Here is a 13,070-nt window from a genome sequence, read left to right as displayed (position 1 = left end):
ATGGAGATCTTACGCGTACACTTTATTCTCCAACGTTTGATCCAGCTGATCCCTGTAGTGTTCGGGATCTCGATCGTCTCGTTTCTGATCATCCATCTCATTCCCGGGGACCCAGCGAGCATCATGCTGGGTTCTCGGGCCACTCCGGAAAATGTGCAGCAGCTGACGGCGCAGATGGGATTGGACAAGCCATTGTACGATCAATACCTGATTTTTCTCCAGAACCTGGTACAGGGTGACTTGGGGAAATCCATTCTTCTGAAGCAATCCGTTAATACGTTAATTAGTGAACGCTTGGGAACGACCTTTTTTCTTGTGATGTACGCCTCTGTATTAAGCCTTTTGGTAAGTATCCCGATCGCCCTGTGGTCGGCGATGAAAAAGGATTCGCTTCTGGACAACGGGTTTCGCACACTGTCTATCTTTGGTTTGGCGATGCCTTCTTTCTGGATCGGCATTCTCCTGATGCTTCTCTTCAGTATCAAAATCAAGCTGTTTCCGGTGTCTGGTTATGGCAAAAACTTCATCGGTCATCTCTATTATTTGTTCCTGCCAGCCCTGACGATTACGTGCTCTTTGGCGCCTGTGCTTGTCCGTCCTTTGCGCAGCAAAATCATCAACGTCTTTTCGTCCGAGTACATTGAAGCGGCGCGAGCGAGAGGACTTAAAGAGCATAAGATCATCCTCAACCATGTCCTGCGCAATGCCATCAGTGGCACCGTGACCATCCTGGGGGTAAACATCGGCTGGCTCTTGGGCGGTTCGATCGTCATTGAAACGATCTTTTCGGTGCCGGGTCTCGGACAGCTTTTGATCAACTCGATTTTGTCCCGGGATTATCCGATTATCCAAGGTCTCGTACTCGTTTTTGCGATTCTGGTCATAGTGGTCAACCTGCTGACGGATCTGTGCTATGCATGGCTCGATCCTCGCGTTGATCTGGAATAGGGGGCGAACATGGCAGAACTTCAACAGACGGCTGTGAAAAAGCCAGTGAGAGCCTTTCGACTGGGGCTGTTTTCCCGGCTGCCCGTCAATACGAAAATCACAATTGGGTTGGCTCTGGTATTGATCGTCATCCTTCTCTCCCTATGTGCGCCGTGGCTTACCCCTTACGACCCCAATGCGAACGATCTGAACAATGTCCTGCAAAAGCCGAGCGTCAAGCATTGGTTTGGCACGGATAATTTCGGGCGAGATATTTTCACGCGGACGCTGTATGCTGGACGGATCGATTTGCAAATCGGGATAGTGGCGGTGGTTGTTCCCCTTATTGCGGGATCGGTAATCGGACTTTTCGCCGGGTATTTTGGCGGATGGTTCAATATTCTCATGATGAGGCTCGTCGATGTTATGATCAGCTTTCCGTTCATGGTCTTGATCATCGCGATCATCTCGATTCTCGGTCCCGGCTTGATGAACATGTATATCGCGATTTTTTTGGTTGGATGGACGTCATACGCGAGAATTGTGCGCGGTGAGGTGCTCGTGGTGAAGCAGCAGGAGTACATCCTGGCTGCACGCAGTATCGGGTATGGACATGGGCGGATCATCTTTCGGCATATTTTGCCCAATGTCATTTCGCCCGCGATCGTTTTCGCCATGTCAGACGTGGTCCTTTGTATCCTCACCGGGGCTTCCCTCAGCTTTCTCGGTTTGGGGGTTCAGCCGCCGGCAGCAGAGTGGGGAGCCATGATATCCGAAGGGCGCAGCTACATCATCAATGCCTGGTGGATTTCGACACTTCCGGGCTTGGCGATTATCGTGACGGGTCTCGGCTTTAGTCTCTTGGGAGATGGTCTTGCAGAAAAAATCGAGAATCAATCATGAGGCAGAGGAGTGGTTCGCCATGCAGCCTATACTCGAAGTGGATTCGCTAAAGGTCGTTCTCCAAACCAAGCAGCGGACCATTCACGCAGTCAACAATGTTACCTTTCACGTTCGAACTGGGGAAACCGTGGGGCTTGTTGGCGAGAGCGGAAGCGGCAAGAGTATCACCTGTCGCTCCATTTTGCAGCTGTTGCCGACCCCGCAGGGGAAAGTGGTGAGTGGTGGCATTCGGTTCGCAGGGAAAGATTTGCTGAGCTATTCCAAAAAGCAGATGCAGGAGCTGCGAGGAAGGGAAATCGGGATGGTGTTGCAGGATCCCATGAGCTCGCTTGATCCTGTCTATCGGGTCGGTGAGCAGCTGGTAGAAACGCTTCGGACCCATACAAAAATCAGCAAAAAGGACGCCTGGCAAAAAGCGGTGGAGCTTTTGCGTTTAGTGGGGATTCCATCTCCGGAAAAGCGAGTCCACGATTATCCCCATCAAATGAGCGGCGGGATGAGACAGCGGGTCATGATCGCGCTTGCCATCTGCTGCGACCCGAAGCTGCTGCTGGCAGATGAGCCGACGACTGCACTCGATGTGACCGTCCAGGATCAGGTACTGAGTCTGATGAAAGAGATCCAGCAGCGACTTGGCATGGCCATCCTGATTGTCACACACAATCTCGGCGTGGTAGCGGAAATGTGCGATCGCGTCGTCGTCTTGTACGCAGGAAAGGTTATGGAAACAGCTGCGACCTCTGACCTGTTCCAAACGCCGCGCCATGCCTATACGCTCGGTTTGATTCACTCGGTACCGCGCATAGAATCGGAGGAAAAGCTGGAAGGAATCCCTGGGACATTGCCTGACATGTCGCATGCCATCAAAGGCTGTCCCTTTCGTGAGCGCTGTTCCTTTGCTACCAGTGAGTGCTCTTTTGACGAGCATACGCAACTGAAGGAAGTAGCCCCTGGCCATTGGTCGGCTTGCTTTCATCATGAAAGGGTGTGTAGGCAGGCATGACGACCATTCTGCAGGTAGAAGGATTGCGAAAAGAATATCGCAAGCAAGCAGGCTTGCTGGGTAAACTGCTGGGGCAAAGCAGTACCTCCCTTTATGCCGTGGAGGATGTGTCATTTTCGCTGGAAGCCGGAGAAACGCTAGGCCTTGTCGGGGAGAGCGGCTGCGGAAAAAGCACCTTGAGCCGAACGCTCATGCGTCTGTATGAACCGACGGATGGAAAGATCACCTTTCTCGGAGAAGATGTCACGTCCAGCGATCAGCGGTCATTGCGCAGGCTGCGGAAAAATATGCAGATGGTCTTTCAGGATCCCTACTCTTCGCTCAATCCGTGCATGACGGTGAGAGAGATGCTGGCGGAGACCATTCGTTTTCACCAGATCTGTCAAACGGAGCAAGAGCTGAATGCGTACATCGATTACTTGCTGGTGCGAGTCGGACTTCACGGGAAGGATGCGGACAAATATCCCAAGGCTTTCAGCGGCGGACAAAGACAGCGAATCTGCATCGCTCGAGCGATTGCCGTACGCCCCAAGCTTTTGATCGCTGACGAGCCGGTCAGCGCACTCGACGTATCGGTGCAAGCCCACATCCTCAATCTCTTGGAAGATTTGAAAAAGGAATTCCAGCTCTCCCTGATTTTCATTTCCCACGATCTTTCCGTCGTGAAGTACATTTCCGATCGCGTGGCCGTCATGTATTTGGGACGGATCGTGGAGATGGGAACGACGGAGGAAATCTTTCGTAATCCCGTGCATCCATATACCAAGGCGCTGCTGTCAGCGGTTCCCCGTCTAGATCTGGGACAGCGAGAAAAGATCCAGCTGGAAGGCGATCCCCCGAGTCCCTATGAGCTGCATAAAGGCTGTCCATTCGTCACCCGTTGCTCCGAGCGTATGCCCATGTGTGAAAATGTCGTTCCTGCCTTTTCGAAGAGGGGCGAAACCCACCAAATTCGCTGCCATCTCGCTGATCCGCAGTGAGAGGATGAAAACCTCGTTCATTTCTAGAGATAACTGGCAGGGAATGGTAATAAGCTAAAGAGAGCAGACGCAATTTAAGCGGACTTCAGACAGACATTCGTTTTGGAAAGGCGGATAACCAGAAGGGAGAGAATGGCATGGAGATTCAAAATGCAGTAGCCATTGTAACGGGTGGAGCCTCCGGTCTGGGAGAAGCAACGGTGAGGAGTCTGGTGCGGTGTGGGGGAAAGGTTGCGATTTTGGACCTCGCCTCGGAAGCGGGGCAGGCATTGGCCGAGGAGCTCGGAGACGAAAACGCGATGTTTATTCCCACGGATGTGACGAGTGAGGGAAGCGTGCGGGAGGCCATCGAGCAAGCGACAGGCAACTTCGGTACGATTCACGTAGCCATTAACTGTGCGGGAGTCGCTGCTGCGCAAAAGACGCTTTCGAGAAGCGGTCCCCATCCACTGGAGTCGTTCTCAAAAGTGATCAACGTCAATCTGGTCGGCACGTTTAACGTTATTCGCTTGGCTGTGGAGCAGATGGCGGGCAACGAGCCGAACAAGCTTGGCGAGCGTGGGATAATTGTCAATACGGCATCCGTGGCAGCTTTTGATGGGCAAGTAGGACAGGTCGCATACAGTGCGTCCAAGGCAGGGATCGTCGGCATGACGCTGCCGATCGCACGAGATCTGGCCCCCTACGGTATTCGCGTGATGACCATCGCTCCGGGTCTTTTCGATACACCGTTGTTCGACAAGCTTCCTCGCTCGGCAAAAGAAGCGCTAGGCGCAACCATTCCCTTCCCGCCACGCTTGGGGAATCCGACTGAATTTGCAATGCTGGTGCAGAGCATCATCGAAAATGTCATGCTCAACGGAGAGACGATTCGACTGGACGGAGCGATTCGCATGCAGCCAAAATAAAACATAGGGACGTTTCTCACCTCGCAGTAGAGGGAAAGAGAGACCGTCCCTTTTTTTGTAGGTGTGAAAAGCTTGATGAATCAAGGGTGTCGCCACGATTCGCCGGCATTTGGCAAATTGTGTGCAACAAATCGTCCCTAAGTTCACGTTTATATAAGCGTATGGAAAAGTTTGCGAAAAAGGTTGCTGCCTGAAAGAGACAAGGCACGGATTAGCCTGGTTAGGAGGAGTGAGATGCGCAAGATCATTTCAGGGATGCTTGCAGGAGCGATTGTTTCCTCAGCCGCGGTAGTATCTGCCGCACCTCCCACTACACTTGTGCTGAACGGACAAGCGGGACATGCAAGTGATTCGGTGAAAATCAAAAAAGGGAGAGCTCTCGTTCCCGTGCGTGAAGTGGCAGAGGGGATGGGGGCTGTCGTGAAATGGGATGCATCCCAGCGCACGGTTTACGTTTCCACGGGAGAACCAAAAGAGGACGAGGCAGCTGAGGGGAGCAAAAACGAATCTGCCTCTCCTACGATGCAGCTCGTCATTAACGGAAAAAAAGTAGATTCCCCAGTCCCACCCCAAATCATAAATGGGAGAGCATGGGTACCCGCTCGGGAATTGGCGGAGGGTTTAGGGAGTGGAATTCAATGGAGTGACTCCCAAAGATCCGTGTCGATAACGAACAAGATCGTCAATCCAACAGCAAAGGACTTTCGTGGACAAGCCATGATTACGTTCTCGTACGACGACGGCTTGGACACCTTCTACGATTTTGCTTTGCCGCTGCATGAAAAATACGGGATCCCGGCAACGGACAACGTCATCGCCGGAAAGATCAAAGACGGCGCGCAAACGATGTATCTAGATGCCGATCAAATCAATGAAATGCACGAGCGCGGGGTCGAGATCGGTTCGCACAGCTATTCTCACCAGGATGGGTTGACGACTCTCTCAGACGAGGATTTGGATTTTGAATTGAGAGAAAGCAAAGCGGTGTTGGAGAGAATCGTCCCCAAGGTGCAGACGATCGGGATTCCCTTTTCCATGTATGATGAGCGCGTAAAAGCTGCCGTGAAAAAATATTACCAGGCAGCGAGAAATTTTGAACATCTGCAGAACGACATTTCAGCAGTCGACAAACTCTGGCTCCATACCGCAATCGCTGTGACCAACGAAATGACGTTTGAGCAAATCAAGCTGCGAATCGATGAGGCAGTCAAAAACAAGCAGTGGTGCATCATCATGCTGCACGGCATCGACCCGGATAACCGAGATTTGTATGAAATAAAGCCAGCACTACTGGAGCAGGTGCTCGCTTATGTGGCGAGCTTGGGCAGAGATAAAATCTTGCCAGTCAACACGATCGATGGAGTGTCACTTGCCGCGAAGTAGAAGAGGGTGACGATACCAAAAAACAACGAGCAGATGGGGGACTGAGAAGATGAAAGTTCTACTAGCCGTATCACTGGCACTCGGACTGACTTTTGGGATTATAGGTGTGGTTCATATGAACGCTAGCGCAACGGAGAGTCAGTTCACGGGCTCAGCATTGCCAGGGGGAGGAATTGAGGTTCCGCACAACCAGCGATTCCATCTCTCTACGGATCAACAATGGGTATCCTCTCAGGGGCATTTATCTGATCTGATTCGTCTACAGTGGACGGCAGACCGGGCAAAACCGGCAATCTCCTGGGTAGATGAAGCAGGTAAGGATAAAACCGCCATCGTGTCCCATGCCAAGGCTAATGATCCGAATCAAGAGGATCACAATCATCTATCGATCGAAACCACCATGTCGCCAACGGGCAAGAATGCGAACCAGCTTTTTACCAGATTCGAGATTCCCTTTGATCAAGACGTAGCAGAAATCCGGACGCATTCTTCCAATTTGAATGTGGTAGATGGACTCCTGCGAATGGCCGGTTCGGATGGAGTGAATCGCGATGTGCAGTTTGCCAAGACCTCAGATGGAAATGTAACGAGTCCGCGATGGACACTGCGAGCAGATAGTACGAATGAAACGGGAGCAAACGCCGGATCGAACTTTCAAATTATCCGTTATTCGGATGCCGGGGAGGAGATCGACACCCCTTTCTCGATTAACCGCAAGAATGGCAATGTCGGGATTGGCAGTGCCGATCCTACGACTAAGCTGGACGTGGATGGGGATCGCATTCGAATCCGCCAATCAGCCGCTCCCGCCTCCTCGTCAGCTCCGGGCAATGTCGGGGAGATCGCGTGGGACAGCAATTATGTCTATGTCTGTGTCGCACCGAACCAGTGGAAACGAACTGAGCTTTCTTCTTGGTAGATGGGGAAAAGCAATAAAGGGAAGGTTCGATTCCGTCTGCTAACGAAAGTTATACATTTTGAAGGAAGCTTTTTCATCGCTTTTTACTCCTTTTTCCATCTATAATAAGAAAGAATTGCCAAGCAGAACATTCAGACATCCGAATAAAGGAGGCTGCTATGATCCGAGAAAGATTGCGAGAATTGGGACTGGAGTTGCCCGAACCGGTGCCATCCCTGTATCAGTATGTTCCAGTCGTCGTTCATGAAGGAATCGCCTATATCAGCGGGCAAGTACCGAGAGTGGACGGAAAGCTCCCATTCGTGGGTAAAGTGGGAGTGGACGTAACTATCGAGCAGGCGAGGGAGCTGGCCAAAATCTGTGTGTTAAAAGGGCTGAGCAGTCTGGAAGCGGAAATTGGCAGTCTAGACCGGGTAGAACGGGTATTGAAAGTGACGGGATACGTGCAGTCGACAGATGGATTTAATCAGCAGCCGCAGGTGATTGACGCTGCATCCGAGCTGTTGGAGCAGATTTTTGGCGAGCAGGGGCGTCACGCGCGAACAGCCGTAGGAGCGGCCGAGCTGCCCGGGAATACGCCAGTGGAAATTGATTTCATGATTGCAGTCCAACGATAGGAGGCAACTGTCATGATCGGAATCGCAGATATCATGGCTGCACGGGAGCAGATCGCAGATACCATTCGCCAAACGCCGCTGCTGTCATCCGAGCAGCTATCATTGCAAAGCGGAAATCGCGTCTTTCTGAAAGCAGAGCATCTGCAGAAAACGGGGTCCTTCAAGCTGCGGGGAGCCACAAACAAGGTCAAGCAGGCTGTATACGCCGGGGCAGCTTCTGTCACGACAGCTTCCTCTGGCAATCACGGACAGGCAGTAGCGTATATAGCCAACAAGCTGGGAATACCAGCGACGATCGTCGTTCCGGAGGATGTGGCTGTCTGCAAGGTCGAGGCGATCGAAGCTTACCAGGGCAAGGTGGAAAAATGCGGGCTGACCTCGGCGGAGCGACTGCCAAGAGCGATGGAAATTGCGGAGCAGCAAAAGGGAGTCTTCGTGCCACCCTATGACGATCCGTACATCATGGCCGGGCAAGGCACCGTGGGATTGGAGATCATGGAGCAGCTGGATGACATCGATGCGATTTTCGTACCAATCGGCGGGGGCGGCTTGATTTCAGGAGTGCTTACCGCCATCAAGGAGACGAAGCCCTCCATTCAGGTGATTGGAGTAGAGCCGCAGCTTGCCAACGACACCTACTTGTCCTTGCAGCAAAACCAGCTTGTCTCGCATGAGGGAACCACGACGATCGCGGATGGCTTGCGGACCAGCCAGCCCGGAGATCTGACGTTTCCTGTTTTGCGCAAATACGTAGATGATGTCGTGCTGGTTTCAGAGGAGGAGATTCGCCAAGCGTTTACCTTCGTACTCGAAAGAATGAAGCAGCTGATCGAGCCATCCAGTGCGACTGCGATTGCAGCAGTCATGTTTGAAAAAACAGCCCTGCGCGGAAAGCGGATCGTCACACTCGTCTCGGGCGGAAACGTTGACCTCGCTGCCATGGCAGGGCTGATCGTCAAATAGTTAGATAGAGTCTGCTTCGACCAAAGAGAATTCCTGTGCCTTCAGCAGAGCCTGGGTCCGATTGTTTACCCCGAGCTTGCCGTAGATGCGGTGCAGATAGACTTTGACGGTTCCGACCGTATTGCCGAGTGCTTCTGCAATCTCTTTGTTGGAGGCTCCCTGACTTAGCATGGATAACAGGATTATTTCTTTTCCCGTCAGCGGTTCGAGCAGGGGAGAGGGATGATCCGTTTTTCTTTTCGAGCTGCTTTTGGTGGTCATGAGCTCGAGCAGCTGCTGCACGTAAGCCTCAGAGACGGATTGATGAAGAAGCTGCTTCTTGTTCCGGCTCTTGCTGGATGACAGGAGCAGATACAAAGCCTCTCCATCGTCGAGGAAGCTGCGTATATAACCGTTCGCCCCGCCGATGAGCAGGGCTTCCTGCAAATAAACGAATGCCTCATCCGAGGAGCCGAGTTGTTGATTCGCCAGAGCTTGCAGGACAGCGATTTCGACTTGGCTGGCGAGAAGACCCTCTCGTTTGCTGGCGAGCTTCAGCGTGTCCAGAATCCGCAGCGCCTCTGCTCCTTGTTGGCTGGCTAGCAGGAGACGGACATAGGTCAAGAGCTCGAGCTCGCGCTGAATCACAGGCTTGTCCCAGAAAGTAGCAGGTATTTTGGCGAGCCGCTTTTGAGCCTGCTCGATTTCCCCCTCTGCGAGATCCAGTTTGGCGAGAAACGCATGCAAAGGATTCAGCCAGTATTCTTCCCCCCAGGTAATAATCGCATCGAGTGCTTCTTCGACCCTTTTTCTGGCATGGGAAACCGAGCCTGAGGCAAAGGCAATCTTCGCTTTTGTCAAAAGGCACGGGACCAGCAGTCCGGGTATCTGATGCCGGCGGGCGATCGGCTCTACCTGCTCCAGCAAGGCATGACTCTCATCGAGGCGATTCCACTCATAGTATCCTTCAGCGAGGGCTTGGACGACATACATGTTGAACAAGGAGTCCTGCCATCCGTGCTCCGTCAATTTGCCAATAAACATTTTGCCGACGAATTCCGTTTGTGCAGACAAGACGCCCTTGAGCCCGAGTGAGGTGCGCCGGATGAAAGGCTCCGTAGTATTGTAGTTAAACGAGAAGAACAAAGGTGACTCCGGCAGATTTTGATAAAGGATGTCTGACTCTGCAAGCAGCATCTCGAAGTGCCCCAAGGCAAAGGCGAGGTTGGACCTTACGAAAAACAGGCTGCTGAGCAATTGCTGCTTTTCGAAAGAGTCCTTCATGGCAGCACATTCTGCCTCCAGCTCAGCAAAATCGCTTTTCGCAAGCTCCGCCTGACCACAAAGAATCTGGATAAAGGCAGCCAGCATGCGCAGCGAGGGGGAGAGCATCGCAGACTTGTCAGGAAAGCTGCTTAGCCAGCGCAAGAGCGTGGACAGCTCGCCCCGCTGGATCATTTGCGGAAAATGCTGCTCCAACAGGACTGCAGCAAAAGAAAAGTGAGAGGCTGCCAGAGCATGGTCGATCGCCTCGTCGAACAATTGGCGCTCAGCAAAGCATTCACTGGCGATCCGGTGAAGCTCAACAGCTTTTTGCGGATGCATCTCCTGGAGCTGTGCCAGCAGGAATTCGCCGAACAGATGATGGTAGCGATACCAGGTTTGGTACTCATCGAGCGGGATGAGGAAGATGTTTTGCGAGAGCAGAGAGGCAAGCATCTTTTGCCCGTTGTTTTGTCCGGTCAACCGATTGCAGATGGAAGCATCCAAGCGCGGCAAGACACAGGTCGAAAGCAGAAAGCTTTGAATATCAGGAGTGAGTCTCAGCCAGACCTCATGCAGCAAATACTCGGAGATATCGCGATGGGAGCCGGAAAATCCGTTAAAAAAGCGCTCCTGATGAAACGGATTGCGCAGGGATATCGCAGCCAGCTGTAGGCCTGCGACCCACCCCTCGGTGCTCATGGCGAGCTGATCGATTTGCTTGGGGCGAAGCGACAGGCCATGTGCATCCAGATAAAAGCGTGCCGTCTCCTTATGAGTAAACCGCAGCTGCTCGAGTGTGATATGGCTCGCTTGCCCGCGGATCGTCCATTTGCTTGTTGCAAAAGGCAAGGATGTACGTGTGGCTATGTACACATGAATAGAAAAAGGCAGATAGTCCAGGAAATACGACACGCTGGCGTGGATATGCTCCTCAGTGATCAGGTGATAATCGTCCAGGAGCAAGGACACGGATTGCTCGGCCGATTCAAGCTCATACAGCAGGGAATCGATGAATGTGAAAATAGAAGTATGGGAAATCGCGCCCATCAGTGGCTCCAGTCTTTCGGATAGCTCCGGAAAACCAGCTTGAGAGAGGGTGGCGACGACGTATTTCCAGAAGCGAATCAGATCGTTATCCATCTCGTCGAGGGAAAGCCAGGCACAGCGGGATGGGTGCTGGGCTGCCCATTGGCTGAGCAGCGTTGTTTTTCCGTAGCCGGCAGGAGCGCATAAAGTAGTCAGCTTACGCGTCAAGCCTTCTTCAAGCTGTCGAAGCAGCTGGTTCCGCGCAACGTTGTTAGGGCGAATCGCAGGCGTAGTTGTCTTGGTTCTGAGCATATTGGAACGCAAGGGACTCATAGCTCCTCCTTAATCGAACATCCGGTCATCTATTACCTCTACCCACATTATACTTGCTGGTAACAAGAATCGACATTTGAAATGAAGAAATCCAGAAAATGTAAGACGAATTCCCTTTTTGCTCGAATTCGTCGGATTTGCGCGAGAAATGTTCCATCGCACCGGACAAGCTTCAACAGGCTTCACAGCTCGCTCCATCTAGAATGGGCGTAGAAGCGTGTAGAGAGAGGTGCATGGAAATCGGACGGTGGAAGAATCTGTTTGCAGGTGCGATCGCGATGCTCTTGGTCGCAGGAAGTACGATAGGGGCTGGACGAGTTTTGGCGAATGACACTTCAGTCAAAGTCGCCACACCGAAAGAAGACGAGGTCATTCGTGTCGCATTTGCAGGAGACATCATGCTAGATAAAAGTGTGGGGGTGCAAATCGGACGAAACGGCGTCGACTACCCCTTTTTGAAAACGGCAGCCTTCCTCAAGCAGGCGGATCTAACGATTGGCAATCTGGAGACATCCGTCAGTACACGAGGTCAGGCCCAGCAAAAAGAGTACACCTATCGCTCCAAACCGCAAACGCTCCAAGGCTTGGTCAACGCAGGGTTCGATGTTGTCAATCTGGCCAATAATCACTCGCTGGATTACGGCATGGATGCACTGTTTGATACGATGGAGCATTTGAAAAAATACCAGCTTGGGTACGTCGGGGGAGGAAAAAACGAAGCGGAGGCTTTTGCTCCTTATATTCGTACGATCAAAGGAAAGCGGGTCGCCGTCATCGGGTTGAGTCACGTCTTGCCCAATCGGCAATGGTTTGCAGGGAAAAACAAGCCTGGACTGGCCCACGCCTATTCCTACGAGCCGATGCTTTCCTATGTCAAAAAGGCAGTCGCCCAATCGGATATCACGATCGCGGTCATGCACTGGAACCTGGAGTACAAGGACTACCCAGAGCCGTATGCGCGAGAGGTGGCGCGCAAGCTGATTGACAGCGGAGTAGACGCAGTGCTCGGGTCACACAGCCATTCGGTGATGGGAGTGGAGTATTACAAAAACGTCCCGATCTACTACAGCGTGGGCAATTTCGTCTTTACCACCTCGTACAATCCGAAAGGGAGAGAGGCTATGATGGTGGAGCTGACTTTTGGAGAAAAGGATACAACCTCCAAGGTCATTCCAGTCAAAATCGCCAACGGTCAGCCAGCTACCATGGATGCGGCGAATCGGAAAAAGATGATCGATAAACTAAATAGACTATCGTTTCAAGTGAGGCTGGATGCAGAAGGAAATGCTGCCCAAGAGAGAGTGCCCGATCATTGACGAAGAAGAGATCATCTGGTGCAGCACTTCCGGATGGTCTTTTTGTTTTGTCTCCGGGGAGGGGTAAATCTTTTTAATCAGAGTGGACAAGGTAGGATATGGGAGGGATTTTCTGGATATGCCTGGTAAAGACGGTTAACTCTCCCTTAGGGGACCTTAAGCCAGAATATAGGGAATTTTCAAGGGTGAGTCATCGAGAGACGCTATGATAACATGAAACGCGTGTTAACCATAACGGATCATGAGAGGAGATAGACGAACACCTCCCAATCAAATATGGGCCTAGTTCCGTCACGTACGGAAGCGGGGGAACCACCTTAGGGGTTAATTCTGTGATGCACAGAAGGGATGCAGCTCTGCCATCCTACCCGTCAGCTAACCTCGTCGGCTAAAGCAGATTAACTTTACACCATTTGCTTGAAAGCGCATGTTTTGTACACAGGGAGCGCGTATTTCCTGTTGGGGAATTCCCTTGTACACAGCTTCTTTGACATGCCTTCCAGCGAGAAAACAGCCGGCGCATTTGCTTTTCCATGTGGGGATGGCC

General features: G+C 52.1%; 11 protein-coding genes and 1 riboswitch. Of the genes, 10 read left to right on the top strand and 1 reads right to left on the bottom strand.

The annotated features are described in order from the left end of the window. The 9 genes from ACLIN2_RS23650 to ACLIN2_RS23610 all read left to right on the top strand — a co-directional run bounded on the left by ACLIN2_RS23650 (position 1) and on the right by ACLIN2_RS23610 (position 8,603). Positions 1 to 948, top strand: a complete 948-nt coding sequence (locus tag ACLIN2_RS23650) for an ABC transporter permease (RefSeq protein WP_310232401.1) — start codon at positions 1 to 3, stop codon at positions 946 to 948. Between the two features lie 9 nt (positions 949 to 957). Then, a complete protein-coding gene (locus ACLIN2_RS23645) occupies positions 958 to 1,830 on the top strand; it encodes an ABC transporter permease (RefSeq protein WP_411502318.1) in 873 nt (290 codons plus the stop codon). Further along, a complete protein-coding gene (locus tag ACLIN2_RS23640) occupies positions 1,802 to 2,833 on the top strand; it encodes an ABC transporter ATP-binding protein (RefSeq protein ID WP_411502317.1) in 1,032 nt (343 codons plus the stop codon). The genes ACLIN2_RS23645 and ACLIN2_RS23640 overlap by 29 nt, the downstream gene beginning before the upstream one ends. Further along, complete coding sequence (locus ACLIN2_RS23635) at positions 2,830 to 3,813, top strand: ABC transporter ATP-binding protein (protein ID WP_411502316.1); 984 nt, start codon at positions 2,830 to 2,832, stop codon at positions 3,811 to 3,813. Before ACLIN2_RS23640 ends, ACLIN2_RS23635 begins: the two co-directional genes overlap by 4 nt. Positions 3,814 to 3,950: 137 nt before the next feature. After that, positions 3,951 to 4,721 carry a 3-hydroxyacyl-CoA dehydrogenase gene (locus tag ACLIN2_RS23630; RefSeq protein ID WP_411502315.1) on the top strand — a complete coding sequence of 257 codons (771 nt, stop codon included), beginning with the start codon at positions 3,951 to 3,953 and terminating at the stop codon, positions 4,719 to 4,721. 234 nt (positions 4,722 to 4,955) lie between these two features. Continuing rightward, on the top strand, positions 4,956 to 6,104 hold the full coding sequence (locus tag ACLIN2_RS23625) for a stalk domain-containing protein (RefSeq protein WP_411502314.1): 1,149 nt from the start codon (positions 4,956 to 4,958) through the stop codon (positions 6,102 to 6,104). Between the two features lie 49 nt (positions 6,105 to 6,153). Continuing rightward, on the top strand, positions 6,154 to 7,023 hold the full coding sequence (locus tag ACLIN2_RS23620) for a hypothetical protein (RefSeq protein ID WP_400587806.1): 870 nt from the start codon (positions 6,154 to 6,156) through the stop codon (positions 7,021 to 7,023). 158 nt (positions 7,024 to 7,181) lie between these two features. After that, positions 7,182 to 7,640, top strand: coding sequence for a RidA family protein (locus ACLIN2_RS23615; RefSeq protein ID WP_122960829.1), 459 nt, complete (start codon positions 7,182 to 7,184; stop codon positions 7,638 to 7,640). A 12-nt stretch (positions 7,641 to 7,652) separates the two neighbouring features. After that, positions 7,653 to 8,603, top strand: a complete 951-nt coding sequence (locus tag ACLIN2_RS23610; RefSeq protein WP_411502313.1) for a threonine ammonia-lyase — start codon at positions 7,653 to 7,655, stop codon at positions 8,601 to 8,603. Here the strand turns inward: ACLIN2_RS23610 and ACLIN2_RS23605 are convergent, their stop codons facing one another. After that, entirely contained in the window at positions 8,604 to 11,207 is a 2,604-nt protein-coding gene (locus ACLIN2_RS23605) for a LuxR C-terminal-related transcriptional regulator (RefSeq protein ID WP_411502312.1), read from the bottom strand. It abuts the gene before it with no gap. A gap of 233 nt (positions 11,208 to 11,440) precedes the next feature. Between ACLIN2_RS23605 and ACLIN2_RS23600 the strand changes: the two genes are divergently transcribed. Continuing rightward, entirely contained in the window at positions 11,441 to 12,523 is a 1,083-nt protein-coding gene (locus tag ACLIN2_RS23600; protein ID WP_411502311.1) for a CapA family protein, read from the top strand. Positions 12,524 to 12,792: 269 nt separating this feature from the next. Further along, a riboswitch (cyclic di-AMP (ydaO/yuaA leader) is annotated at positions 12,793 to 12,927 on the top strand. Positions 12,928 to 13,070: the final 143 nt, after the last annotated feature.

Origin of the sequence: Brevibacillus centrosporus (genome assembly GCF_046622605.1) — a bacterium.
GTDB classification, from domain to species: Bacteria; Bacillota; Bacilli; order Brevibacillales; family Brevibacillaceae; genus Brevibacillus; species Brevibacillus centrosporus.
Note: the sequence above shows the minus strand (reverse complement) of the source record. Positions and strands in the feature narration are given on the sequence as shown.